Raw genomic sequence first — 26,049 nt, forward strand, 5'->3', positions numbered from 1 at the left:
GCGGCTCCAGTCCGCGCGGGCCCGGCACGACGATCGTCCAGCTGGCCAGTGGCAGCCATTCCGACAGCCTGGCGACGATAAACCGTGCAAGAGCTGGCCCGGTGGCCGGCCGCTGCAGATCGAGCAGCCAGGCGTGCAACGCCTCGCGGGACGCCAAAGAGCGGCGTGCGGCGCGGGGAAGACGGGGCAGACCAAGGGCCAGGTTCACGACGTCGGGACTCGGGTCAGGTGGAGGCCGGGGCGGTGTACACGGAGGCACGGAGCGCCCCACATCATAGCCTTGCACATCCAGTGCCGTATAATGGCGGGTCTTTGTGCTGACCGAGGCGCACTTCCGCGAGGAAGGCCCGAGACGCGTCAGCCCCCCGGAGAACGACTGTATGACCATGCTCGACCGGATGCGTCGCCACCAGGGGTGGCTCAAGTGGAGCCTCGGCCTCGTGGTGCTCACATTCGTGTTCTTCTACGTGCCCGACTTCCTGTCGCCGCCTGCCGGCACCGCCGGCACCAGCGACGCCGTCGCCACCGTGCAGGGCCGCGCCATCAGCGTGAACGACTTCACGCGGGCCTACAACGCCCAGATGGCGCAGTTCCGCAACGCCTACGGCGGCAACATGAGCCCGGCGATGCTGCGCCAGCTCGGCATGGATCGGCAGGTGCTGCAGCAGATGATCGACCAGGAGGCGGTGCTGGCCGAAGCGGCGCGCCTGGGCATCTCGGCCACCGACGTCGAGGTGCGCGAACGCATCATGAGCATCGCGGCCTTCCAGGAGAACGGGCAGTTCATCGGCGAGCAGCGCTACCGGCAGCTGCTGCGCCTGCAGCGCCCGCCGATCACCGCGGCGCAGTTCGAGGACGAGATCCGCAACAGCGTGATCCTCGACAAGATGCGCGCGACGCTGACCGAGTGGATCACCGTGTCGGATGCCGAGGCCGACGCCGAGTACAAGCGCCGCACCGAGAAGGTGACGCTGGACCTCGTGTCGTTCCCCACGGTGTCGTTCCTCGACCAGGTGCAGGTCGGCGACGCCGACGTGGCGGCCTACTTCGAGCAGAGCAGGGAGACCTATCGCATCGGGGAGCGCCGCAAGGTCCGCTATCTGCTGCTCGACGCCCAGGCCATCCGCAACAACATCACCGTGCCCGAGCAGGACATCCAGCGCGCGTACCGGCAGAACATCGACCAGTACTCGCAGCCCGAGCAGATCCGCGCCAGCCACATCCTCCTCAACACCGAGGGCAAGGACGAGGCGGCGGTGCGCGCGAAGGCCGAGGCCCTGCTGGCCCAGATCAAGGGCGGCGCCGACTTCGCCGCGCTCGCGACGGCCAACTCGCAGGACCCCGCCAGCGCGACCAAGGGTGGCGATCTGGACTTCTTCGGCAAGGGCCGCATGGTGCCCGAGTTCGAGGCCGCGGCGTTCACCCTGCCCGTCGGGCAGGTGAGCGACCTGGTGAAGACCCAGTACGGCTTCCACATCATCAAGGTGACCGACAAGAAGGCGGCCGAAGTGCAGCCGCTGGACAGCGTGCGGCCGCAGATCACCGAGCAGCTCAAGTTCGAGCGCGCCCAGACCCGGGTGCAGGACCTCGCGACGGCCATCGGCACCGAAGTGACCGTCCCGGGCGACCTCGACAAGGCGGCCGCCAAGCGTGGGCTCAAGGTGCAGGAGTCGCCGTTCTTCACGCGCACCGAGCCGATTCCTGGCCTCGGCGCGTCGCCGGAGGTCTCCGACCAGGCGTTCACGCTGGAGCAGGGCAAGGTGAGCGGGCCGCTGCGGACCGGGACGGGCGTGGCCTTCCTCACGGTGACCGGCAGTGAAGCCGCCCGCGTGCCGACGCTCGCCGAGGTCAAGGAGCGGGCGACGACCGACCTCAAGCGCAAGAAGGCTCAGGACCTGGCCGTCGCCCGGGCCCGCGCCACGGCGACCACCCTGAAGTCCGCCGCGGATTTCGGCGCCGCCGCCAAGGCCGCCGGCCTGACGGTGCGCAACGCCGAGAACCTGGCGCGCGGCGCGGCCATCCCCGAGGTCGGCCCGAGCGCGGCCGTAGACGAGGCGCTGTTCTCCCTGCCGGTCGGCACGGTGAGCGACCCGATCCTGACGCCCAACGGCGCCGTCGTCGTCCGCGTGTCGAGCCGCTCGGACGTCCCGGCGGCCGACCTCGCGTCGAACCGCGATGCCATCCGACGTGAACTTGCGTCGCAGAAGCGGTCGCAGTTCTTCGCCAGTTACATGACGAAGGCCAAGCAGGGCATGGGGATCACCATCGACCAGGCAGTCCTGCAGCGGCTCACGACGTAGGCCCCCTCGCCTCCGGCTCGGCGGCATGCCGCACGCCGGAATGCCGAATGCCGGAACGACAAAGGGCGGGACCAGCCGTGAGGCCAGTCCCGCCCTTTGTCGTGTGGACGGCCGGCTCGGAGAGCCGGCCCTACCCCTGAGCCCTGAGCCCTGAGCCCTGAGCCTGCTGTGCCTAGCCTTGAGCCCCGAGCCCTGAGCCTTCCCCCCTACCTCGCGAACACCCAGGGCAGCAGGGCGAGCGATTCGCCGCGCCGCAGCATGTGCAGCGGCCGGCGGACCGCGGCCAGTGTCTCGCGGTCCTGCTGGCTGAGCAGCGCCTCGGCCAGCGAGGCGCGCATCCCCTGCGCACCGCCGAGCGACGTCAGCGCGTCGAGCACGCTGGGCTTGGGCGGATAGGTCACCACCTGCACGGCGACGTCCTTGCCGATGCCGGCGCGCTGCTGCGCGATGGCGAGCGCGCGTGGCAGGCCGCCGAGCTCATCGACCAGACCGCGCTCGCGGGCCTGCCGCCCCGTCCAGACCCGTCCCTGAGCGATGGCGTCGATCTTCTCGGGCGTGGACGAGCGCGACTCGGCCACCTTCTCGACGAACTGGTCGTAGAAGGCCTGCATCTGCTCCTCGATCTTGGCCCGCTCGGCGTCGTTGAAGACGCGGTTGGGCGAGTACATCTCCGCGTACTTGCCTTCGCTGACCGCCTCGATGTTCATGCCCAGCTTGTTGTACGTCCCGCCGGTGACGAACTTGCCCGAGAAGATGCCGATCGACCCCGTCAGCGTGCCCGGCTGCGCGACGATCACGTGGCCCGGCATGGCGATGTAGTACCCGCCGGACGCGGCGAGGTCCGACATCGAGACCACCAGCGGCTTGCGCGCGCGCAGCAGCATCAGCTCACGCCAGATGACGTCGGAGGCCACCGTGGAGCCGCCGGGGCTGTCCACGCGGAGGACGACGGCCTTGATGCTGTCGTCGTTGCGCACGTCCCGGATGTACTCTGTCAGCTTGTCCGAGCCGACCTCCGTCCCCGTCGCCCCGGTGCCGCCATTGCCGGACACGATGGTGCCGATGGCATAGATGACGGCCACGCGCGGCGCACTGAGGCTGACCCGGGTGGCCGGCACGACCGTCAGGTACTGCTCGAGCGGCAGTTCGGTGAAGCGATCGCCGAGGCCGCTGGTCTTGCCGATCTCGTCGAAGTACGCGACGTCGTCGACCAGCCCGTTCCGAAGGGCCGCGTCGGGCAGCATCGGCCCCTGGTCGATCAGCCCGCGGACGTCCTCCACGGACTTCTTGCGCGACGCGGCCACCGCCCCGATGAGCTGCTCGAAGGCGTCGTGGTTCAGCGACTCGGTCATCTCGCGATGCGCCGGCGTGAAGCCCGTCTCGGTGAAGGTGTTGACGGCGGTCTTGTACTCGCCGATGTGCAGCAGGTCGGGCTGCGCCCCGATCTTGTCGAAGGTGCCCCGCAGGAAGACCTGGTAGCTGGCCAGCCCCGTCAGGTTGAGCTGCCCGGGCGGCACCAGGACGACCCGTGAGGCGGCCGACGCCAGGACGTACTCGCGGTCGCCCGCGAACTCGAGCAGGGCCACGAGCGGCTTGCCGGACGACTTGAAGTCGAGCAGCGCCTCGCGCAGTTCCTGCACCTTGCCCCACAGGGCTGGCGCCTGGACGGGCTTGAGCAGCACCCCGGTGATCCGCGGGTCGGTCTTCGCGGCGCGGAGCGCCTCGGTCAGGCTCCGGACGGTGACGGGCTCACTGAACAGCGAGTCGAACGGATTGATCGAGATTTCCTCGAGATCTCCCTGGACCGAGAGGACCAGCACGCCCTTGTCCGGCACACCGGGGGGACGCCGGAACGCGACCCACGAGAAGGCCACCAGCGCCGCCGACACGAGGACAGCCGACACCAGCAGGAAGACCACCACCCACACGCCTCGACGTACAGCCACGCTCGTTCCTTTGGAGAGCCGACGGCCTCAGTCCACGGGCGCGCCAGCATGTTGCCGGATCCAGATCAGGAGCATAGCATCCGGATTTTTGCCGCCTCAGGCGTGGACGCTTCCGCTCGGGCGCGAGGTGCGGTATACTCCGTCGTCTGTGACCGGCCCGGTCACGCGCCTCTTGCGGAAGTGGCGGAATTGGCAGACGCGCAGGTCTCAGGAACCTGTCGGGGCAACTCGGTGAGGGTTCAAGTCCCTCCTTCCGCACCAACCTCCCCGGTTGGACGTCAGGCTCGCTGCAGTGTCGAGCGGCCAGACAAGGGCACGACTCTCGATGAGCTTCGAGAGTCCCGTTGTGACACACGACACCAGCACAGCGTCCGGGTGAGGCACTCTGCCCACCCTCAAACCTGCTGACTGGCATCTTTTTCCGCATCGATTCATGACACGCGTCGCGGCAGCCGGCCGGGTGCGACGCGACACTCCTCCAAACCCACACTTTTGCGCGGGCACAGGTCTTGCCACAAAGAGTGGTGTCGGAAGGCATCACCTCATGCCTTCCAAGCAGGAGACGACCGATGCGCATGCTCCCTCATCGTCGCCGTGTGTTGTGGAAGCTCTTCCGTGCAGGACAGTTCGTCCGGTGCGAGGTGTCCCCGCATCCGTTCGGCATGGAACTCAAATATCTCGTGAACGGGAAGCCGATTCTCAGCCGCGTCTTCGAAGAATGGGAAGCGCTGGAGGCGGCGGCCTCGTCCTGGTGCGATGGGCTGATCAACCGCGGCTGGCACACGTCGAGCGGCCAGGCCATGCGCGCGGCGTCCTGACGCCATTCCCCTGATGCTGCCTGCTACACTCGCGCGATGAGTGTGGCAGGCGGTCCCTACGTCGCGCTGGCGGTGCTCTGCCAGCGTATCGATCTGCAGCCCGACGGCACGGCCAACCTCATCGGCATCGTCGATGGGCTGGCGATTGATGATCCCTCGGATCCGAACACCCCTCCGCTCGTCCTGAATCTGCGTGCGGTGATCACGCTGCGCGGCGGCGCCGTGCGTGGACCGCGGCGCCTGTCGCTGCGTGGCTGGTTCCCGTCCGGCAGCGAGGGGCTGTCTGCAGACAAGATGATCGCCTTCACGGACGAGCGTCCAGCCGTCACGCTCAATCTGCCGCTCGAGCTCGAGGTGCCGGAGATCGGCACCTACGTGTTCGACGTGCTGATCGACGACGAACTGCTGACGGCCATCACGTTGAGTGTGCAGCAGCGGTGAGCGCGGCCGTCCCCGTCCTCTAGTACACGCAGGTCATCGGGCCGGGCGTGGGTGCGTCGGTGGTCGTCGACGAGCGCACCGCCAGGTGCTGCACCTTGGGCGGCACGATGGGCGCCAGCGTGATCGAGACGCGCAGGGCGCCGCGCTCGCACGGCATCACCCACTCCCCCCGCAGGGCATTCTCTGCCACGAACGGCCCGTCCGCCCGGCACTCGCCGTGCTGCGCCCGGAGATCCTCGATCTGCCGCCGACGCCGCTCCCTGGCCGTGTCGAGATAGAGATTGTTCGCCGCGATGCGATCGGCGAGCGTGTCATCCCACTGCTGGATGAGACGGGTGACGTCGGCCCGCATGGCGACCAGCGCCGGTGACGGCTCGGCCTGCCGCGGACGGAGCGCGCCCGTCTTTGCGAGCGCCGCGACGGCGGCATCGAATCGCGGGGCCCAGGCTGTGTAGGTCAGCGATCCCATGGCGACGAGGCCGACGCCAAGTTCGGGATACCACCGCATCAGCGAGCCAAAGCCGGGCAGGCCGCCCGAGTGGGCCACCATGTGGCCCACGGCACAGGTCTGCGAGACGCGGAGGCCGTACCCGTAGCCGCCCGCCTGCAGGGTCAGGCCGCTGGTCGGGGTGAACCGGGCCAGGGCGGGCGCGGCGCGCCACACCTGCTGCATCTCGCGCCGCGAGGCGCGCCGCAGGGGACCCACCTCGGCGCCATCGCGCGCCGGCCAGGCGTCCATCATCCAGGCCACGTACGTCGACAGGTCCCGCAGGGAGGTCAGCATGCCGCCCATCGCGCCGAAGGCGCCATCGGGCAGCGGGGGTTCTTCCTTCCAGCGCTCGTCCTCCCACCGGTAGCCGTGGGCCAGGCGCCCCGGCGGCACGGCGGGCGCGTCGAGCGTGGTCGCCGACAGGCCCAGCGGGTCGAGGACCTGCGTCCGCACGTAGTCGCGATACGGCATGCCCGACACGGCAGCGACGATGCGCCCGAGAATGGCGAACCCGTAGTTGGAGTACTCGTAGGCCAGCCCGGGCGGATTGGAGAACGGGATGCCCTGCCGCAGCAGCGCCGCCATCTGGTCGTCCGTGAGCGCCAGCTGCTGGTCTCCCCAGGGGTTGTCTTCGGGGAAGCCGGCGGCGTGCGACAACAGGTGGCGGATGGTGATGCGGGGCGAGTCGGTGGTCGGGTAGGCCAGCCTCGCCAGTTCAGGGACGTACCGCTCGGCAGGGTCGTCGAGGGAGAGCGTGCCGGCATCCCGCAGCGCGAGGATGGCCACGGCCGTGAAGCTCTTGGTCATCGACGCGATGCGGAAGACGGTGTCGGCGGTCACCGGCGCCTGGGTGGTCGTGTCCTGCACGCCGAAGGTGCCGGTGTGGACCAGCCGCCCATCCACGAGAATGCCCCAGGCCATGCCCGGGACATGGCCGGCGCGGGCGTAGTCGGTGAAGATGCGATCCACCTCGGGAAACGCCGGCGCCAGCGCTGGCGCCCGATCGGCCGTCTGGGCGCTCGCCGACGAGGCGAGGCTCACCAGCAGCAGGCCGGCCAGGCACCGCGCCCTCACCACTGCGGCTCCCGCCCGGCGATGAGTGATTCGGTCTTGCGAATCTCCGGCCCGTTCTCGGTGCACACGGCGTAGTCGCTCTCGTACATCGACACCCCGGCGAACTCGCCCGCCTTGTTGACGACGTAGAAGTTCAGACCGAAGCGGGGATTGCCGGTGCCCTTCGGATCGAGGAGCCGCTTCTCGATGGTGTTGGCGCGCACCCGACGCAGGGCTTCCATGCCGGCGTCCTTGGGGGACTTCCCCTGGCGCAACTGCTCGACGATCAGGTACGAGCAGAGACCATAGAGATTGGCTTCGCCGCGTCCCGTGGACCCGGCGGCACCGACCTCGCCATCGACGTAGAGCCCGGCGCCGAGAATCGGCGAATCCCCGACGCGCCCCGGAATCTTCCAGGCCAGGCCGCTGGTCGTGGTCACGCCACAGACGTCGCCCCGGGTGTTGACGCCGTTGCAGTTGATCGTCCCGAAGTAGTGCGCCGGGTCGATGAGGCCATCCCGCACCATCGAGCGTCCCGCGTCGAAGGCCGCGTCGGCCCGCTTCTCGGGATCGAGGAAATGATCGGGATCGAGGCGGCGCTTCCACTCCAGCCACAGGCGCCGCGACGTCTCGGTGTTGAGGTCGGCTTCCACCGTGAACCCCATCTGCCTCGCGAAGGTCTGCGCGCCCGCGCCGACCAGCAGGTGATGGTCGGTGTTCTGCAGCACGGCGTAGGCCACCTTCGACGGCGTCCGCACGCCCTCGAGCGCCGCCACGCCGCCCGCGCGCTTCTTCGGGCCGTGCATGCAGCACGAATCGAGCTGGACGACGCCATCGGCGTTGGGCAACCCGCCATAGCCGACGCTCGTGTCCTTCGGATCGAGTTCGACGATGTTGACGCCGGCGATGAGGGCCTCGAGGACGTCCGTGCCGCCGGTCATCAGGCGAAACGCCCGCACGACGCACGACTCGGTGCCGTCATGGGTGCGTGTGTGGCCGTTGGTGGAGGAAATCACCACCGGCCTGGGGCGCGCTTGCCGGATCGCCGGCGCACCGTCGACGCGGGAGGTGAGGCCGAGACCCGCGGCGGCAGCGCCCGTGCGGACGAAGTCACGTCGATTGAGGCGTGAGGACATGCGCCAGAGTGTACGATAGCTGGTCTACAGGCCGGCGCTCCCGCGCCCGGCCCTCGCCCCGCGCCCGCACCGTCGCCCTCCCCCGCCTCGCGGGGCTGGATTCATGGGACTGGTGTGGCCCGCCGATGCGAGTCACGTACGCATGACGAGTGAAGGAACCATGTCCGATTCCCCTGTTCTCCCCGATCGCATCGCCGGCCTGCAGGATCTCGCCACCGACCTCTGGTGGGTGTGGCACCGCGACGCGCGCGAGGTGTTCCGTCGGCTCGACTACAAGGTGTGGCGGCTGACGGCCCACAACCCGGTGCGCATGCTGCGCCTCGTGAGCCCGGAGCGGTTCGCCGAGGCGGCGGCCGATCCCGACTACCTCGCCCACTACGACGAGGCCATGCGCCAACTGCAGGCGGCGCGCGTCGGCGAGCAGACCTGGTGGAACGAGCGCACCGACATCGGGCGCACCCGACCGATTGCGTACTTCTCCGCCGAATTCGCCATCCACCAGTCGCTGCCGATCTATGCCGGGGGCCTCGGTGTGCTCGCCGGTGACCACTGCAAGGAAGCCTCGGACCTGGGCCTGCCGTTCGTCGGCATCGGCTTCATGTATCCACAGGGGTATTTCCACCAGAGCGTCACGGCCGACGGCTGGCAGCAGGAGAACTACGAGCAGATGCACTGGGAGAACGCCGCGACGACCCGCGCTCGTGCCGCCGACGGCACCGAGCTGGTCATCGCGGTGCCGCTCGGCAACCGCACCGTGCTCGTCTCGGTGTGGCAGGTCAAGCTGGGGGGCATCTCGCTGTACCTGATGGACACGAACCTGCCCGAGAACGCGCCGTGGGATCGCGAGCTCTCGGCGCGCCTGTATGGCGGCGACCGCGAGACGCGCGTGCAGCAGGAAATCATCCTCGGCATCGGTGGCGTGCGGGTGCTGCGCGCGCTCGGGTACGACCCGGCGGTGTGGCATCTCAACGAAGGGCACGCCGCCTTCGTCGTGCTGCAGCGCATCCGCGAGCTGCTCGAACAGGGCTACTCGTTCGCCGATGCCCACGCGGAAGTCCGTCGGACCACCGTGTTCACGACGCACACGCCCGTACCCGCCGGCCACGACGCCTTCCCCTTCCACATGGTGGAAACCCACCTGGCGGGGTGCTGGGGCGGGCTGGGCGATCACCGCGAGGACTTCCTCGCCCTCGGCCGCTACGACAACGGCAGCGGCACGCTGTTCAACATGACGGCCCTCGCCATGCGGAGTGCCGCGGGCGTCAACGCCGTCAGCCAGTTGCACGGCGAGGTGACGCGCGAGATGTGGGCGCCGCTGATTCAGGAGTTGCCGGCGCAGGACGAGCCGGTCAAGGCCGTCACCAATGGCGTCCACCTGACCAACTGGCTGTCCCTCGAGCTGACGCGCACGCTCGACGAGTACCTGCCCGTCGACTGGCGCGCCCGCCACGACGAGCCCGCGCTCTGGGATGCCGTGCAGACCATTCCGGACGACGTGCTGTGGGGAACGCGCGAGAAGATGCGCACCTACATGTACCACTTCGTGCGCGAGCAGATCCGCGAGCGCTGGGTGCGCGAGAACATCCCGCCGGCCCGCGTCCTCGCCGGCGGCACCCTGCTCGGCGAGAAGGCGCTCACCATCGGATTCGCTCGTCGCATGACCGCCTACAAGCGGCCCGATCTGATCTTCCACGACCCGGATCGGCTCGCGCGGCTGCTCAACGACCCGAAGCGTCCCGTCCAGATCGTCTTTGCCGGCAAGGCCCACCCGGCCGACGAGGGCGGCAAGCACGCCCTGCAGGGGATCTATCGCCGCGCGCTCGACCCGCGCTTCGGTGGCCGCATCGCCTTCGTCGAGGACTACGACCTGCACGTCGCGCACTACCTGGTGCAGGGCTGTGACGTGTGGCTCAACAACCCGCGCAAGCCGCTCGAGGCCAGCGGGACCAGCGGCATGAAGGCCGCCGCCAACGGCGTGCTCAACGTCAGCATCGGCGACGGCTGGTGGCCCGAGGGCTTCGTCGGCGGCAACGGCTGGCTGATCGATCCGGGCGTCGAACACGCCGACAACGCCGCGCAGGATGCGGCCGACGCCGATGCGCTCTATCGGCTGCTCGAGAACGAGGTCGTCCCGGCCTTCTACGATCGCGGCGAGGACGACATCCCGCACCGCTGGGTGGCGATGGTGAAGTCGTCGATCCAGACGGTCGCCCCGCGCTTCTGCACGCGTCGCATGCTCAAGGAGTACGTCGAGCGCATGTACCTCCCCGCGTTCGAGGCCAGCCTCCGCCACAAGTAGGCCCGCGACGACACGCCCGACCAGGGGCACTGGGACCCGCTGAGCGGTCCCGGTGCCCCCGCGGTCCGCGTCCCCCCGCGAGGAGCGGGACGCCCTGTCGGAGGCCCATGCGACAATGCCGTGATGTCTCGTCGTACCGCTTCCACCCTGCGATGCGCGCTCTGCAACGCGAAGGACGTCTCCGAACCCCGCGGGGAGGAGAAGTACTGCCGCGACTGCTGGGACAAGAAGATCGCCGTCGAGGAGATCGTCGCGCGCGAGTTCGCCCTCAAGCGCTACATCCGCGCCCACAGCGCCGAGAAGTACCTCATCTACCACTCGACGATGAAGCGGCCGTGCGGCCAGCTCATCGTGGTGGACGACGGCTACGACCTGTTCCTGACGCTGGTGCTCTATCCGACCTTCGGGTGGGAGGAACCGGCGTATCACCTCGAGGGTGATCCCGAGACCCGTGCCTTCCACGAGGTCCTCGTGGATGTGGTGGTCGCGGAGGTCATCGAGCCCTGGGGTGGCGGCAAGTGGCACCTCGAGATCATCCGGGCCACCGGCGCCGAACCCGAGGAGTGGAACGGGGAGCTCTAGGTTTCGGACTTACGGCACGGCGGCGAGCCGCGCGGCGCGCGCGCCGATCAGCGGCCACCGCGGACTGCCGCCAAACGCCACGCGCACGAGCGACCAGCCCCAGAGCACCACGCCGACCAGGACGACGGCCTGCGCCGCCCACAGCCCGATGCGGAACAGGGCGAGCGACGTCAGGATGCCGAGGACCGCCAGCGCGAGACAGGCGGCCCCCAGCAGCGTCAGCAGACCGAAGCCGAGGACGGCCTGGGCCGCGTGCCGGCGGGTCTCGGCGTCCCGCCCCTCGAGCCACAGCACGACCAGGCCGGAAATCCAGCCGGCCGAATACGCGAAGACGCAGGCCTTGCGCCGGCTCACCCCCAGTGAGGTCTCGGGCGCGGCGGCCACGGCCCGTGGCGGAGAGGGAGAGGCGAGCGTCGACATGCGCGTCGGCTAGCTCCCGGCCTTTTCGAAGCGCACCGGGCCGTCGTGCCGCGGCAACCCCGCCACCGCGAACGGCGACGTCACCGTGGCGTTGACCGAGGAGCCCTCGGCCGGCGGCACCTCACGCCACTGGATCACCAGCGCCTCGCCATCCTTGCGCGCACCGGTGATCTCCACCTTGTACCCCGTCGTGGGCCGGTTGCCGACGAAGACCCCGACGACCATCATCTGGTCGAACGCCACCTGCGGTGCTGCCTGCCGCGTCGGTAGCGACGCCCAGAGGGCGCCCCAGTCCTCGGGGTTGCGCACCACGGACTCGCGCGCGGTCGAGCCATTGCTCAACGGCCCGTGTGCGATGGGCACGATGCGGGTGGCCGAGGCGCTGGTCTCCGCCGTCGGTGGTCCGTAGACCGCGAAGGTCAGCTCGCGTGACACGGCCGGCTTGTTGAGGCGCGGCTTGGCTTCCACCTTGAGGATGTAGAGCCCGGGCTCGAAGTCCTTGAGCGGCACCTCGAACTGGACGCCGTAGCCGCCGCCCTTGCTGCCACCGAACTCCGAGGACTTGCGCTCCTCGGTGGTCGTGAACACCTTCGTGCCGTCGACGCGCGTCACCGTGGTGCTGACGTCGACGCTGTGCGCCGGCTGCAGCGAGTCGTACACGTCCGCGTATCCGAAGAGCGACTCGATGGTGGCAAACCCGCGCGTCGTGGTCGGCGGCGCCGGCAGCAGCTTCTTGAGCTCCTCCTCCATCCGCGGCGTGGGCGTCAGGCTGGCGCCGCTGGACGACAGGAGGATGCCGCTCATGCTGAGCGGCTCGGACGAGAAGTCGGGCACCTCGAGGTCGGTGAAGACCGATCCGAGCATGCCGTTGTTGGTCTCGCGCGCGGCGACGCGCAGCTGATAGCGCCCCGGCGGAAGGTCGAGGGTCGCCACCGATCGGAGCCCCGTCTGCGTCATCAGGTCGCGCGTCTGCTTGCGCAGCTTGAGATCGAGATTGGCGCGGTCGCCGTCGGGCACCTTGCCGAGCAGGTCCATGGCCATCATGGAGATCTCGAGCCCGTTGGTGAACGTCTCGCCAGCCTCCTTGAACGCCAGCCGTTCTCCTTCGACCTGCACCGTCACGGCCACCGACGACGTCTTGTTGGTGCCCTTGAAGGGTGCGGCATGGACCGTGAGGTTGAGGCCAGGCGTGGGAAGCGCCGAGTTGAGCGCGGTGCGCACCTCGGGCGACGTCCCGGCTGCCGACTCGGCGAACTTCTTCTCGTCCTTCTCCTTCGGCGCCTGGTAGGCCTTGCGGGCGAAGACCTTGACGTCCTTGCGGTTGACCTTGACCTGGATGCGGCGGACACTGCCGTTGCGCCGATCGTCGGTCGGGTAGTAGCCGAGCAGGTAGTAGGTGCTGCTGTCGCGGACGACCCGGTCGTAGATCTTCGTGAAGTCGTTGCTGTTGACCGACCACGCCCCGCCGGTTTCCTCGGCGAGCGACATCAGGCTCATCTGCGCCAGGCGCTGTTCGTCACGCACGTTCCAGGGATTGAGCCCCAGGGTCACGTCCTGCGGCGGCGCCTGCATGTCCATCTCGTCGTCCGAGATGCCGACCAGACCGCGGGGGTCGATGGTGTAGTAGGCGACGTTGCTGCGGGTGGCGGCGCCGATGGCGTCGCGCATGGCGAACAGGACGTCGCTCGAGAACCGCGACCCGTTGCTGCCCATGATGTCGGTGATGTTGTAGTCGATGCCCTCGCTGTACAGCAGCACCGACTTGCGGCTGCCGTTGACCGTCTCGAGCAGTCGCGACAGGTTGCGCAGCGTCTCCATCGACGAGCGGGCGAAGTAGGCACGCTCGGGGTCGAGCATGTCGAGGGCCTTGTCGCGGGCCTGCGATTCGTCGCCGGCGACACTCTGCAGCGCGTTGAGGTACTCGACGCGATTGCGGTAGTCGGTCAGCTTCTCGACCGTCGAGGACCGCAGCTTCATCCCGATCAGCTTGTCGATCGAGGCCAGCATCAGGTCCTTGTTGGTGGTGAACTCCTGCGACGCGTTGCTGCGACCGCTGGCGTGGATGACCGCGACCTGATCGTTGGCCGCGACGTGCTTCTCGATGAATTCCTTCGCCGCGACCTTGACCTGGTTCGCGCGCAGGCCACCGATGTGGTAGTCGTCGAGCACGAGGACGTACACGCGGCCATCACGGGCGCCCTGGTTCGACGCGACGTCGAACTTCAGCGGCCGCCCCTCGATGAGCGTCCGCGCGGGCTGCTCGAAGGGGATGTTGACCGGCGTGAACACCGACACGGTCTGGGGCTTGCCGTTCTCCAGGATCTCGAAGTCGCCCTTGGTCAGGTCCCTGACCAGGTTGCCGTCGTCGTCGGTGACGATGGCCGAGACCTCGACGTAGTCGATCTGGGCGCGGAAGGTCGGGCGCTGCACGCCGTCGGGACCGGTGGCCGCGGGCTGAGCCGCCGCCCCCTGGGCCGGGGCGGGGCTGGCGGGTGGTGGTGGCGCCTGTGCGCTGCCCTGCTGGGCCATGAGGGCGGCACCGGCCAGCAGCGCGAGCATCGCCGTGGAAGACACGAATCTACGCATAGCAGTACCGGGGACACGCGGCGTCTGGCCCCGGCAGGGGGACGCGCCGCATCCAAACGTGCGCTGGCATCAGCGCTGGGCAACTCGGGATTATAAGACGCGGTTGCGGCCCGCGCGGTCGAGGCAGGCGCCAGGGCCGGTCACCGGACGATCGAACGCGGACCGCGCGCACCGCGTCCAACTCCGCAACCGGACGGCTCAGCCGCCGTATACTTTCCCGATGCCCCTCGACATCGCCGCCGTCCAGGCGAGTCTCGCAGCGGCCGGCCTCGACGGCTGGCTGCTCTACGACTTCCACGGGTCCAATCCGATCGCGCAGTCCCTCGCGGGCCTGGTGCATGCCCCGAAGATGACCACGCGGCGCTGGTACTACTACATCCCGGCGTCCGGCGCGCCTCGTGGCCTGGTCCACGCGATCGAGCGGCACAACCTGGACCACCTGCCGGGCACGATGCAGCCCTACGCGGGCCGGCGGTCGCTGGACGACGGGCTGGACGCCCTGCTGGCCGGTGCCACGCGCGTCGCGATGGAGTACTCGGCGGGCTGCAACATCCCGTACCTGTCCCGGGTCGACGCCGGCACCATCGAGTCGGTGCGGCAGCGTGGAGTGGAGGTCGTCTCGTCGGGCGACCTCGTGCAGCAGTTCGAGGCGGTCTGGTCGCCGGCGCAGATCGCGACGCATGTCGCCGCCTCGGACGCCCTGCACCGCATCAAGGACCGCGCCTTCGAGGTGCTGCGGCAGATTGCCGCCGGCGGCCCGGGCACCACCGAGTACGCCCTCCAGCAGCAGATGGTGGGCTGGTTTGCCGAGGAAGGACTGGTCAGTTCGGACCCGCCGGTGGTCGCGGTGCTGGCCAACGCGGGCAATCCCCACTACCTGCCGACCGCGACGTCGCACGACGCGATTGGCCCCAACCAGTTGGTATTGCTCGACTTGTGGGGCAAGCAGGACGCGCCGGGCTCGGTCTACGCCGACATCACCTGGATGGCCTGGACGGGGGCCGAGGTGCCCGCCGAGATGGCGCGGGCGTTTGCCACGATTGCGCAGGCCAGGGACGCCGCCGTCACGACGGTCCAGGCGGCGCTCGATGCCGGCCGGTTCGCCCGCGGCTTCGAGGTCGATGCGGCGGCCCGCGCCGTGCTGATCGAGGCCGGCTACGCGGACGTGATCTTGCACCGCACCGGCCACAGTCTCGGGGAAAGCGTCCATGGGAATGGCGCCCACCTCGACGATTACGAGACGCGCGACGAGCGGCAGTTGCTGGCCGGCTCCGGCTTCACCATCGAGCCAGGCCTCTATTTTCCGACGTTCGGGGTCCGCACCGAGATCAACGTCGTCATCATGGGTACCGAGGCGCGTGTCACCGGACCGCGGCAGGCGGCCATCACGGCTTTGGCACACTGAGCCCGTGCCCTGAGCACCTTCGAAGCGCTGTACGGAGATCACATGTCCACTCGCAAGACCACTCTCTTCTACGCCGTACTGCTGGCCATCGCCTCGGTGGCGATCGGCATGGTGCTCGCGGCGAGGCTCGACCTGTCGCCGACGTCCTCGGCGCAGCCGCTGACGACCGCGCCGCCCGCCAACAGCGCCCCCATCACGGGCGCCATCGACGCGACGACGTTCCGCACCATCGCCCGCGAGATGTCGCCCGCCGTGGTCAACATCCGCACCGAGTCGACGCCGCGGACCGAGGAACTCACCGAGTTCTTCGGCGGCGATGACCTGCTCCGCCGCTTCTTCCCGGATCAGGAGCGGCAGGCCCCGGGCGCGCGTCCGCGACAGCGCCAGCAGCCGCAGTCGCAGGGCGCCGGCACCGGCTTCATCATCGACGCCGCCGAGGGCCTGATCCTCACCAACAATCACGTCGTCGAGAACGCCAACAAGATCGAAGTGGCGTTCTACGGTGACGACGGCGACCTCGAGTTCGAGGCCAAGATCGTCGGCCGCGACCCGCTCACCGACAGCGCCCTCATCCAGCTTGTCAAGAAGCCGGCCGGGCAGCTCCAGCAGGTCAGGTTCGGGGATTCCGATCAGATGCAGCCGGGCGATTTCGTCGTCGCCATCGGCAACCCGTTCAACTTCAATCACACGGTCACCGTCGGCGTCATCAGCGCGCTCGGTCGGCCGTTCCCGGTGGCACCGGCGCGCAGCGTCAACATGCTGCAGACCGACGCGGCCATCAACCCGGGCAACTCCGGTGGGCCGCTGCTCAACGTCCGCGGCGAGGTCGTCGGCATCAACACGGCCATCCTCAGCGACCGTGCCCAGGCGTCCAACATGGGCATCGGGTTCGCCGTGCCGATCAACCTCGTGCGAGAACTCGTCCCGCAGCTGAGGACCGGCAAGGTGACGCGCGGCATGATCGGCGTTCAGGTCCAGCCGGTCGGCGCCGAGGCCTACGAGGACCTCGGTCTCACCAACCGCAGCGGCGCATTCGTCACCGCCGTCACCGCCGGGGGCCCGGCGGCCCGCGCCGGCCTGAAGGCGCTGGACGTCATCGTCGAGTTCAACGGCAAGCCGGTGAAGAACCGCGACCAGCTGGTCGAGATGGTCACGCGCACGCGGCCCGGCACGACCGTGCCCGTCAAGGTCCTCCGTGATGGCGGCAAGAGCCAGTCGATCAACGTCACGATCGGCGAGCTCAATCTCGAGGCCGAGGCCGGCGGCGTGGCGGAAGAAGAAGAGAGCACGGTCGAGGAGTCGGCCGGCTTCGGCATCCAGCTGGACGACATCACGCCCGACATCGCCCGTCGCCTGGAACTGCCGCGCAGCACGAGCGGCGCCCTCGTGACCGACGTCGATCCCGGGAGCGCCTCGGCGCAGGGCGGGCTTCGCCGCTTCGACGTCATCACGCAGGTCAACGGTCAGGCCGTGACCAGCGCCACCGACGCCAACAAGAAGCTGCAGGCCATCCCGAGCGGACGTCTCGCCCGCATCCTCGTGCTGCGCGGCGGGCAGGAGCTCGGCTTCGCCATCCGCAAGGACTAGTGGTCGAGCGCGAGATCAAGCTGGAGTACCCCACCCTGGAGGCTGCGCGCGCCGCGATCGGCACGCTCGGCCTCCCGGCCCTCCGGCCGCGTCGTCTCCAGGACGATGCGCTGTACGACACGCCGGACGGCAGCCTGCGCGCGCGCAGTTGCGCGCTGCGGCTGCGCCGCGATGGCGAGGTCGCGGTCATCACGTTCAAGGGGCCACCCGAGCCGGGGATGATGAAGGTCCGTCCGGAGTTCGAGACGGGGACCGGCGATGCGGCCACGACGCACGCCATCTTCGAGGCGCTCGGGTATCGCGTCGCGTTCCGCTACCAGAAGTACCGCGAGGAGTTCGGTGACACGACCTGCGTCCTCGCCCTCGACGAGACACCGGTCGGGATCTTCGTCGAACTCGAAGGTCAGGAAGCCCGGATCACCGCACTGGCCGAGGCGCTCGGGTTCCAGCCGGCCGACTACCTGACGGCCTCCTATTCACGTCTGCACGCCGAGCGGGGCGCGGCGCTGGGCCTCGGCCCCCACATGCTGTTCCCGGCATGACCACCTGGCCGCCGCCCGCCATCGTGCTCACCGCGGGCCTCGGCACGCGCCTCCGTCCGCTGACCGCGTACCGCGCCAAGCCGGCGATGCCGGTGGGCGACGAGGCCCTGGCGTGCCGCATCCTGCGGCGCCTCGCCGAGGCCGGCATCCGGGAGGCGGTCCTGAACCTGCACCATCTCCCCCACACCGTCACGCGCGAGGTCGGCGACGGGTCGCAGTGCGGCCTGCGCGTCCGCTATTCGTGGGAGCAGCCCCGCGTGCTGGGCTCGGCCGGAGGGCCGCGTCATGCGCTGCCGCTGGTCGCGGGCGACACGGTGCTCGTGGTCAACGGCGACACGCTGTGCGACATCCCGCTGCGCACGTTGTGGGAGGCCCACACCAGGAGCGGCGCCCTGGTGACGCTCGGGCTGATGCCGCACCCTGCGCCAGGTCGCTACGGCGGTGTGGTCCTGGACGCCGAGGGGGCGGTCACGGCGTTCGTCCCGCGCACCAGTACGGTCCCCAGCGTGCACTATCCCGGCATCCAGTTGGTGCGGCGCGCGGTGCTGGAGGGCCTGCCCGACGACACGCCGGCCGAGAGCGTCGCGCAGCTCTATCCGCAGCTGATGGCGGCCACCCCTGGAGCCGTGCGTGGCGTGGTCTTCGACGCGCGATTCGACGATGTCGGGACCGTGGAGGACTATCGGCGCACCTGCCGGGCGTTCGGCACCGATGCTCGCGGCAACGTCATCGATGCCGCCGCCACCGTGGCCGGGACCGCCTCGCTGCGTGACTGCATCGTGTGGCCCGGCGCGCACGTGCCGGCCGGGTGCGTGCTCGACGATGTCGTCGTCACGGGACACGTGCCGCTGGCGGCCGGCCAGCACCTCAGCCAGACCACTGCGTAAGCGGCCGTCTTCATTCCCCTGTTACCATGCTCGGCGCGTCGATGGCACACACCGGCGACGCGCAGGCCGCGCACGACCGTGCCGCGCCGACCCATGACAGGACAGAGCTGGTGGCCGATTCGTTTCAGGACCGTGTAGAGCAGTATCTCGGAAGAAGCGGGCAGCGCGCCCGCGGCGTACGCGTGGTGCCGCTGACGGGCGACGCCTCGGATCGGCGCTACTACCGGCTGATCGCGCCCGAAGGCACGACCACCGTGCTGGCCGCCTACCCGTCGGCATTCGACGAGACGCTGCCGTTCCTCAACGTCACGCGGCTGCTGGATCAGATGCCCGTGCCGGTCCCGGACATCCTCGACGAAGCGCCCGACCTCGGGCTGCTGCTGCTCGAGGATCTGGGGGACGTGACGCTGCAGGCGCACCTCGGCCTCGCCAGTTCGGAGGAGCACGGCAAGCTCTATCGCGAGGCGGTGCGGCTCATCGCCGCGCTGCAGCACCGTGGGGCGGAACTGGCGTCAGACGCCTACCTGCCGTATGGCATCGCGTTCGACGAGGCGAAGCTCGGCTGGGAGATGGAGTTCTTCCTCAAGCACTATCTTCTCGGCTATCGCGGTGTCGAACTGGACGAAGGCACGCTGACGGCCATCCGCGTCGAGTTGCGCCTGCTCGTGGAGCGCCTGGCCGCCGAGCCGCGCGTGCTCTGCCATCGCGACTATCACAGCCGCAATCTGATGCTGCACCAGCAGCGGCTGCACCTGATCGACTATCAGGACGCCCGCCTCGGGCCCGACACCTACGACCTGGCGTCGTTGCTGCGCGACTCGTATGTCGACCTGTCGGATTCGACCGTCAACTGGCTCCTGGCCTATTTCCTCGCCCTGACGGACCGCCCGGAAAGCGAAGCCGAGTTCCGCGAGCGGTTCGACGTGATGTCCCTGCAGCGCAACCTGAAGGCGCTCGGGACGTTCGGCTACCAGACCACTGCCAAGCAGAATCCCGTGTACATCCAGTACATGCCCCGTACGCTGCGGTACGTCCGGACCAATCTCGCGCGGTACCGGTCCTTCGGCCGGTTGCACGACCTGCTCGCGGCGCACGTCGACGAGATGCGCTAGCGCAGGCTTTTTCGTACACTCTGCGCGTGGACTTCGGACTCTCGACGCACCTGTTCCACGCCGAGGCGCTGGGTCCCGGCCACCTGGCGGCCATGGCGGCCGAGGGGTTCACCGCCGTCGAGGTGTTCGCCACCCGGTCGCACTTCGACTATCACGAGATCCAGGCCGGGCGAGACCTCGCCGGGTGGTGCGCGGCCAGCGGCGTACGGCTGCACAGCATGCACGCGCCGATCACCGAGTTCCTCCACGGCACGACCTGGGGCCCGCCGTTCTCGACCGCGTCGTCACAGGCCGCCCAGCGGGCCAGGACCGTGGACGAGTGCCTGAAGACGCTCGACCTGGCGACGGTCGTCCCGTACGCCTATCTCGTGCTGCACCTCGGCGTCCCGGACGAGTACGCGCCGCCCTCGGGCGACAACCAGCGCGACGCCGTGCTGCGGACGCTCGACGTGCTGATGCCGGCGGCCGAGCGGGTCGGCGTGCGCGTCGCGGTCGAGGTGATCCCCAATGCGCTCTCGACCGCGCGCCAGCTCGTGCGCCTCATCGAGGAGGAGGACCTGAGCGGGCTGGGCATCTGCCTCGACGTCGGCCACGCGCGGCTGCAGGGCGATGTGGTGGACGCGCTGGAGACGGTGGCCGGCTACCTCGTGACCACGCACCTGCACGACAACGGCGGCCGCAAGGACGACCACCTGTTGCCCTTCGACGGGGTGATCGACTGGCCGGAGCTGCTCATCGCGTTCCAGAAGGTCGGGTACGACAGCACCCTGATGTTCGAGCTCGCCGCGGCTGCCGACGGTCCGCTCACCACGCTGCGGCGGGCCGGGGCAGTGCGCCGCCGGCTGGAATCGCTGCTCGGCGACACGACGTTCCCCTTCGGCGACGACTGACCGCCCGCGTCGTTGGGGAGGGCCGCGTCAGTTGGCCTCCCGGGCCTTCTCCGTCATACTTTGGAGTTCTGATGCCGCCCGTTGCCTACATCCAGGACATCGCCCAGTTCGACGGCCAGGACGTCACCCTCCGGGGCTGGCTCCACAACCGACGCTCCAGCGGGAAGATCCACTTCCTGATCGTCCGCGATGGCACCGGCTTCATCCAGGTGGTGATGTCGAAGGCCGACATCGGCGAGGAGCTGTTCGCCAAGGCAGACCACCTCTCGCAGGAAACCGCGATCATCGTCACCGGCAGGGTCCGGGCCGACGCGCGCGCCAAGGGTGGCTACGAGCTGACGGGCACGGGCTTCACCGTGGTCGGGGACTCGGTGGACTACCCCATCACGCCGAAGGAACACGGCGTGGACTACCTGATGGACCGGCGGCACCTGTGGATCCGCTCGCAGCGTCAGCAGTCGGTGCTGCGCGTGCGGCACGAGATCATCGATGCCGTCCGCGACTTCTTCAACAGCCGGGGCTTCATCCTCGCCGACACGCCGATCTTCACGCCGTCGGCCTGCGAAGGCACGACCACGCTGTTTCCGGTCCAGTACTTCGAAGACACGACGGCCTACCTGACGCAGAGCGGCCAGCTGTACAACGAGGCCAACGCCATGGCCCTCGGCAAGGTCTACGCCTTCGGGCCGACGTTCCGGGCCGAGAAGAGCAAGACCCGCCGCCACCTGACCGAGTTCTGGATGGTCGAGCCCGAGGTCGCCTACGCCACCCTCGACGACACCATGGACCTGGCCGAGCAGCTGGTGGAATCGGTGGTCGCCCGGGTGCTCGACAAGCGGCGGCCTGAACTGGCCCAGCTCGAGCGCGACACCTCGAAGCTCGAGACGGTGACGACGCCATTCCCGCGGATCTCGTACACCGAGGCCATCGAGCGGCTCAAGGGCGCCGGCATGCCCGTCGAGTGGGGTGGTGATTTTGGCGGTACCGACGAGACCGTGCTGTCGGGGCAGTTCGACCGCCCGGTCCTCGTGCATCGGTACCCGGCGGCGGTGAAGGCCTTCTACATGAAGCCGGACCCGGCGCAGCTCGATCTCGCGCTGTGCGTGGACATGCTCGCGCCGGAAGGGTACGGCGAGATCATCGGCGGCGGCCAGCGCCTCGACGACTACGACCTGCTGCTGCAGCGGATCAAGGACCACGATCTGCCGCAGGAAGCCTTCGAGTGGTATCTCGACCTGCGCCGCTTCGGTTCGGTGCCCCACGCCGGCTTCGGCATGGGCATCGAGCGGGTGGTGGCCTGGATCTGCGGCCTCGAGCACGTCCGCGAAACCATTCCGTATCCGCGGATGTTGTATCGGTTGTATCCGTGACGGGCGGGTTGGTCCGTCGACCTGGAGGTCGACGGCTACAGCCGTCCGCGGAGCGGTCGAGCCCCAGGACGGGTCGCGGCTGCAGCGGCGACGTTTGGCAATGAATCGAGTCCTCCGGACACGACTGTAGGCGTCGAGCTTCAGCTCGACGCGCGACGTCGCCATTGGGCATTCAGGCACTAGGCACTAATGAAGATTGGTCTGATTTCACTCGGCTGCCCCAAGAACCTCGTCGACTCCGAGGTGATGCTGGGACTCGCCGAGCGCGCCGGGCACGAGATCACGGGAGACGCGGCAGACGCCGACGTGCTCGTGGTCAACACGTGTGCCTTCATCGACTCGGCCAAGCAGGAGTCCATCAACACCATCCTCGAGATGGCCCAGCACAAGACGGGCGGCCGGGCCCGGCGGCTCGTCGTCACGGGCTGCCTGGCGGAACGCTACCGTGAGGAACTGCGCGAGCAGATCCCCGAGATCGACGCCGTGCTCGGCACCGGCGAGGTGGACGCCATCGTCGGCGCCATCGACGGGGCGCCGTCGGCGCCGGCCACCGTGGGCCTGTTCCGACGCAACGCGGATGGCGAGGCCGAGAAACTGTCGGCGAGACATCGCGACGCCGATGCGCCGCTCCCGACCTACCTCTACGACGCGGCGACGCCGCGCCGCCTGACCACGCCGGGGCACTACGCCTACGTGAAGATCGCCGAGGGCTGCGACTACAACTGCGCCTTCTGCATCATCCCGAAGCTGCGCGGCGCCTATCGGAGCCGGGAGGAAGGCTCAGTCGTGGCCGAAGCCCGCGCCCTGGCGGCCCGCGGCGTCAAGGAACTGCTCCTGGTGTCGCAGGACACCACGTTCTACGGCATCGATCGCGATCGGCAGGACCGTGGCGCGCTCGGTCGCCTGCTGCGGGCGCTCAATGCCATCGAGGGGCTGGAGTGGATCCGGCTGCTCTACCTCTACCCCACCACGATCACGGCCGACACGATCGAGGCGATGGCGGCGTGCGAGAAGGTCGTCCGCTACGTGGACCTGCCGTTGCAGCACGCCTCGGCGGCGATGCTGAAGCGGATGCGGCGGCCGGGTACGCGCAAGAGCTACGAGGCCCTGCTCGCCCACCTCCGGCACGCACTGCCTGGCGTGACCCTGCGGACCACCTTCGTCGTCGGGTTCCCGGGGGAGACCGAGGCGGACGTCGACGAGCTGGTCGATTTCGTCAAGACCATCGAGTTCGACCACGTGGGCGTCTTCACGTACTCCCACGAAGAGGGCACGGCGGCCGCGGCGATGGTCGACGACGTGCCGGCGGCGGTCAAGCGGAAGCGGCAACGGCGCGTGATGCAGGTGCAGCAGCGCATCGTCGCGCGTCGCCAGAAGGCCCGCATCGGCCAGCGGGTCCGCGCCGTGGTGGACGGCCCGTCGAGCGAGCACGAGCTGGTGCTGCAGGGCCGGCTGTCCGGCCAGGCGCCCGAGGTGGATCCGGTCGTGTTCTTCACCGACTGCGACCCGAGCGAGTACCCCCCGGGGACGTTCGTGGACGCCGAGGTGGTCGACGCGGCGGGGTACGACCTCATCGTGAGACCGGTAGAAGCCCTGACCTCGTCATGCCGCATGCCGCATGCCGAATGCTGAAGGGACGAGGTAGAAGGTACAAGGGAGAAGGTCGAAGGGAGAAGGCGGGTAGGACGCGGGATGTTCGGCATTGCGGCATCGCCGCATCGCGGCAGTGCGCCGGCCGCGGAGAGGCCCGGCGGGCTCATCCAGGGGCCTACCGCGCGGCCCTCCATCCGTGCTACAGTCCTCGATTGGAGTTCAGGCTACCCTTCCGGAGTGGGCCGCTTTGCCCACTTTTTGTGTTTCAGGGGTCGCTGTCTCGTCGACGTGACAACCGATACGCGCCTGGAGCGCGTCCGGACGGCGGCCCAGAGGGTTGCCGGATCCTGCGGGCTCGACATCTTCGACATCCAGCTGCGGCGGGAGTCGAGTGGCTGGGTGCTGCGTGTCGTCATCGATCGACGGCTGCAGCGCGATGCCGACGGTGCCGTGGCCGTGGAGACACCGGAGCAGTCCATCGGGATTGAGGACTGTCAGCGGGTGAGCACGGACCTGAGCACGATTCTCGACGTCGAGGACGTGCTCGACCACGCCTATACCCTCGAGGTGTCGTCACCGGGCCTCGACCGGCCGCTGCGCCACGCCGATGACTATCGGCGGTTCAGTGGTCGGCTCGTGAAGCTGGTGGTGCCGACAGGTGTCGAGGGTCAGACGCATTTCGAAGGCCGGATTGCCGGCGTGGAGGATGAGGCCGTCATCCTGCAAGTGGGTCGTCGCAAGGAGCGACGCATCCCCTTCGCGGAGATCAGTCGGGCCCGCCTCGAGGTGGAGTTCTAGACGCAAATGAGTACCAACCCGCTCGTGCAATCGATTGAGACGCTCGCCAAGGAGCGCGGCATCGATCCGGCCATCGTGATCACGGCCATCGAAGAAGCCGTCCTCACGGCCTCGCGCAAGTCCTACGGCAAGGACGGCGAGAACCTGAAGGCGCGCCTGAACTACGAGACGGGAGAGGTCGAGCTCCTCGCGGTCAAGAAGGTGGTCGAGGCGGTCGAGAACCCGGCGACGGAGATTTCGCTCGGCGACGCCCAGGACATCTACCGCGTGTACGGCGAGGAGTATGCGGCCGGCATCGAACTCGAAGATGAAATCGAGTTCCCGAAGAGCAAGGAAAAGCTCGGGCGCATCGCCGCGCAGACGGCCAAGCAGGTCATCTTCCAGAAGGTCCGCGAGGCCGAGCGGCGCAACGTCTTCGACGAGTTCTCGTCGCGCGTCGGCGAAGTGGTCACCGGCATGGTGAAGCGTTTCGAGCAGGGCGACATCATTGTCGAGCTCGGGCGCATCGAAGCGAGCCTGCCGCGCAAGGAGCAGTCCCGCGCCGAGAACTACGCCATCGGCGACCGCGTGCGGACGGTGATCAAGAACGTCAACGAGAACCTCAAGGGACCGCAGGTCATCCTGTCGCGCACCGACCCGGCGTTGCTGGTGAAGATGTTCGAGCAGGAAGTCCCCGAGATCTACGACGGCACGGTGATGATTCGCGGGGCCGTGCGCGAGGCGGGCGACCGCGCCAAGGTGGCGGTCTACAGCCGCGAGCGCGACGTCGACCCGGTCGGCGCGTGCGTCGGCATGAAGGGCACGCGCGTGCAGGCGATCATCCGCGAGTTGCGCGGCGAGAAGATCGACATCGTCGAGTACTCGGACGATCCGGTCGAGTTCGTGATGAACGCCATCAGCCCGGCCCGCGTGCAGCGCGTGACGATCGTCGACGACCAGGACCGCGTGATGGAAGTGGTGGTCGAGGACAAGCAGTTGTCGCTCGCGATCGGCAAGAAGGGCCAGAACGTGCGACTGGCCGCCAAGCTGACCGGCTGGAAGATCGACATCAAGAGCGAAGAAGAGAAGCGCAAGGAAGTGGAGGCCCAGCTGGCGGGGTTCGACTGGAACGCCGTCGCCGAGGGTCAGGCCGAGATGCCCCTCACGGGCGCCGCGGCCATGGACGCCCTGTTCGATCCGAACATGGGCGCCGACACGGCCACCGAGCCGGTCGAGGCGGAGACCGCCGCGCCCGGCGAGGATGTGCCGGAGAGCGACGAGTCCGCTGGCGATGCGTCGCCGGTCGCACTCGAGACGAGTCCCGACGCCGACGGCGCCGAGACCCGCGAGCAGGAGTAGTACTCGCCCTTTGCCACTGCGGCATTGGGGGAGAGATTGGCCGACCAGGGCTGAGAAGCGCGGTCGGAGGCTGGCCTAGAACGAAGGGGACACGTTGTCGACTGTCCGGATCTACAAAGTCGCGGAACTGCTGAACGCACCCAGCCAGGAGGTCATGGATCTCCTGAAGGTGGAGGCGGGTATCGAGGTGCGTTCGGCCTCGAGCACCATCGAAGAGGTGGTGGCCAGGCAGTTCGTGGAGCGACACGCGCGCAAGCGCAATATCTCGCTCCCGCCTGCCGCGCAGATGTTCAACGAGGGTCCGCCCCAGCGCCCCGGCGCCGGGAAGAAGCAGCCGGGCAAGGGCCCGGCGCTGCCGGAACCGCCCAAGGCGGCGCCGTTGCCGCCGCCCCGGCTCGTCAAGGCCCTGAAGGTGCCCGGCGCGCCGTCGGCCTCGCCTGCGTCCTCCGAGGAGGC

The 26,049-nt window shown here is 68.9% G+C and carries 22 protein-coding genes and 1 tRNA gene; 17 read left to right on the forward strand and 6 right to left on the reverse strand.

Annotation, left to right across the window (positions count from 1 at the left end; translation table 11 throughout):
• The coding region (locus tag Q0C41_RS17990; protein WP_291985941.1) for a hypothetical protein at nt 1-208 on the reverse strand (208 nt) is incomplete at its 3' end.
• Nucleotides 209-380: 172 nt separating this feature from the next.
• Between Q0C41_RS17990 and Q0C41_RS17995 the strand changes: the two genes are divergently transcribed.
• A complete protein-coding gene (locus Q0C41_RS17995; RefSeq protein WP_291985944.1) occupies nt 381-2,300 on the forward strand; it encodes a peptidyl-prolyl cis-trans isomerase in 1,920 nt (639 codons plus the stop codon).
• A gap of 206 nt (nt 2,301-2,506) precedes the next feature.
• On the opposite strand, the gene sppA is transcribed toward Q0C41_RS17995, so the two are convergent.
• Entirely contained in the window at nt 2,507-4,246 is a 1,740-nt protein-coding gene (sppA, locus tag Q0C41_RS18000; protein ID WP_291985946.1) for a signal peptide peptidase SppA, read from the reverse strand.
• A gap of 174 nt (nt 4,247-4,420) precedes the next feature.
• Between sppA and Q0C41_RS18005 the strand changes: the two genes are divergently transcribed.
• The 3 genes from Q0C41_RS18005 to Q0C41_RS18015 all read left to right on the forward strand — a co-directional run bounded on the left by Q0C41_RS18005 (nt 4,421) and on the right by Q0C41_RS18015 (nt 5,505).
• Nucleotides 4,421-4,507 (forward strand) — tRNA-Leu (locus tag Q0C41_RS18005).
• 308 nt (nt 4,508-4,815) lie between these two features.
• Complete coding sequence (locus Q0C41_RS18010) at nt 4,816-5,064, forward strand: hypothetical protein (protein ID WP_291985949.1); 249 nt, start codon at nt 4,816-4,818, stop codon at nt 5,062-5,064.
• A 36-nt stretch (nt 5,065-5,100) separates the two neighbouring features.
• Nucleotides 5,101-5,505: a hypothetical protein gene (locus tag Q0C41_RS18015; protein ID WP_291985952.1), complete on the forward strand. Its 405-nt coding sequence runs from the start codon at nt 5,101-5,103 to the stop codon at nt 5,503-5,505.
• A gap of 19 nt (nt 5,506-5,524) precedes the next feature.
• On the opposite strand, the gene Q0C41_RS18020 is transcribed toward Q0C41_RS18015, so the two are convergent.
• Both Q0C41_RS18020 and Q0C41_RS18025 read right to left on the reverse strand, forming a co-directional pair.
• On the reverse strand, nt 5,525-7,069 hold the full coding sequence (locus tag Q0C41_RS18020; protein ID WP_291985954.1) for a serine hydrolase: 1,545 nt from the start codon (nt 7,067-7,069) through the stop codon (nt 5,525-5,527).
• On the reverse strand, nt 7,066-8,184 hold the full coding sequence (locus Q0C41_RS18025) for a N(4)-(beta-N-acetylglucosaminyl)-L-asparaginase (RefSeq protein WP_291985957.1): 1,119 nt from the start codon (nt 8,182-8,184) through the stop codon (nt 7,066-7,068). Before Q0C41_RS18025 ends, Q0C41_RS18020 begins: the two co-directional genes overlap by 4 nt.
• A gap of 160 nt (nt 8,185-8,344) precedes the next feature.
• Here Q0C41_RS18025 and glgP point away from each other — a divergent pair, with 160 nt between their 5' ends.
• Complete coding sequence (gene glgP / locus Q0C41_RS18030) at nt 8,345-10,483, forward strand: alpha-glucan family phosphorylase (protein WP_291985959.1); 2,139 nt, start codon at nt 8,345-8,347, stop codon at nt 10,481-10,483.
• A 123-nt stretch (nt 10,484-10,606) separates the two neighbouring features.
• Nucleotides 10,607-11,065 (forward strand): hypothetical protein, encoded by a 459-nt coding sequence (locus tag Q0C41_RS18035; RefSeq protein WP_291985961.1) that lies wholly within the window; start codon nt 10,607-10,609, stop codon nt 11,063-11,065.
• A 9-nt stretch (nt 11,066-11,074) separates the two neighbouring features.
• Here Q0C41_RS18035 and Q0C41_RS18040 read toward each other — a convergent pair whose 3' ends face one another.
• Together Q0C41_RS18040 and Q0C41_RS18045 are read right to left on the reverse strand one after the other, a co-directional pair.
• On the reverse strand, nt 11,075-11,485 hold the full coding sequence (locus Q0C41_RS18040; RefSeq protein WP_291985962.1) for a hypothetical protein: 411 nt from the start codon (nt 11,483-11,485) through the stop codon (nt 11,075-11,077).
• Between the two features lie 9 nt (nt 11,486-11,494).
• Complete coding sequence (locus Q0C41_RS18045) at nt 11,495-14,059, reverse strand: VWA domain-containing protein (protein ID WP_291985964.1); 2,565 nt, start codon at nt 14,057-14,059, stop codon at nt 11,495-11,497.
• Nucleotides 14,060-14,291: 232 nt separating this feature from the next.
• On the opposite strand from Q0C41_RS18045, the gene Q0C41_RS18050 reads away from it, so the two are divergent.
• From Q0C41_RS18050 to Q0C41_RS18100, 11 genes are all read left to right on the forward strand, one after another.
• Nucleotides 14,292-15,476, forward strand: coding sequence for a Xaa-Pro peptidase family protein (locus Q0C41_RS18050; protein ID WP_291985966.1), 1,185 nt, complete (start codon nt 14,292-14,294; stop codon nt 15,474-15,476).
• Between the two features lie 42 nt (nt 15,477-15,518).
• Entirely contained in the window at nt 15,519-17,063 is a 1,545-nt protein-coding gene (locus tag Q0C41_RS18055) for a trypsin-like peptidase domain-containing protein (protein ID WP_291985967.1), read from the forward strand.
• The gene (locus Q0C41_RS18060; RefSeq protein ID WP_291985969.1) at nt 17,063-17,605 is read left to right on the forward strand and encodes a class IV adenylate cyclase; all 543 of its coding nucleotides are present in this window, start codon (nt 17,063-17,065) and stop codon (nt 17,603-17,605) included. Before Q0C41_RS18055 ends, Q0C41_RS18060 begins: the two co-directional genes overlap by 1 nt.
• Nucleotides 17,602-18,492, forward strand: coding sequence for a sugar phosphate nucleotidyltransferase (locus Q0C41_RS18065; protein ID WP_291985970.1), 891 nt, complete (start codon nt 17,602-17,604; stop codon nt 18,490-18,492). Before Q0C41_RS18060 ends, Q0C41_RS18065 begins: the two co-directional genes overlap by 4 nt.
• 110 nt (nt 18,493-18,602) lie before the next feature.
• Nucleotides 18,603-19,604 carry a phosphotransferase gene (locus Q0C41_RS18070; RefSeq protein ID WP_291985972.1) on the forward strand — a complete coding sequence of 334 codons (1,002 nt, stop codon included), beginning with the start codon at nt 18,603-18,605 and terminating at the stop codon, nt 19,602-19,604.
• Nucleotides 19,605-19,630: 26 nt separating this feature from the next.
• A complete protein-coding gene (locus tag Q0C41_RS18075) occupies nt 19,631-20,494 on the forward strand; it encodes a sugar phosphate isomerase/epimerase (RefSeq protein ID WP_291985975.1) in 864 nt (287 codons plus the stop codon).
• Between the two features lie 71 nt (nt 20,495-20,565).
• Nucleotides 20,566-21,864, forward strand: coding sequence for an asparagine--tRNA ligase (asnS, locus tag Q0C41_RS18080; RefSeq protein WP_291985977.1), 1,299 nt, complete (start codon nt 20,566-20,568; stop codon nt 21,862-21,864).
• A 189-nt stretch (nt 21,865-22,053) separates the two neighbouring features.
• Nucleotides 22,054-23,496, forward strand: a complete 1,443-nt coding sequence (rimO, locus tag Q0C41_RS18085) for a 30S ribosomal protein S12 methylthiotransferase RimO (protein ID WP_291985979.1) — start codon at nt 22,054-22,056, stop codon at nt 23,494-23,496.
• Nucleotides 23,497-23,745: 249 nt separating this feature from the next.
• Complete coding sequence (gene rimP / locus Q0C41_RS18090; protein ID WP_291985981.1) at nt 23,746-24,255, forward strand: ribosome maturation factor RimP; 510 nt, start codon at nt 23,746-23,748, stop codon at nt 24,253-24,255.
• A gap of 6 nt (nt 24,256-24,261) precedes the next feature.
• The gene (nusA, locus tag Q0C41_RS18095) at nt 24,262-25,593 is read left to right on the forward strand and encodes a transcription termination factor NusA (protein ID WP_291985983.1); all 1,332 of its coding nucleotides are present in this window, start codon (nt 24,262-24,264) and stop codon (nt 25,591-25,593) included.
• A 154-nt stretch (nt 25,594-25,747) separates the two neighbouring features.
• A partial coding sequence (locus tag Q0C41_RS18100) for a hypothetical protein (protein WP_291985985.1) occupies nt 25,748-26,049 on the forward strand: 302 nt, incomplete at its 3' end.

Origin of the sequence: Luteitalea sp. (assembly GCF_022842525.1) — a bacterium.
Lineage (GTDB): Bacteria > Acidobacteriota > Vicinamibacteria > Vicinamibacterales > Vicinamibacteraceae > Luteitalea.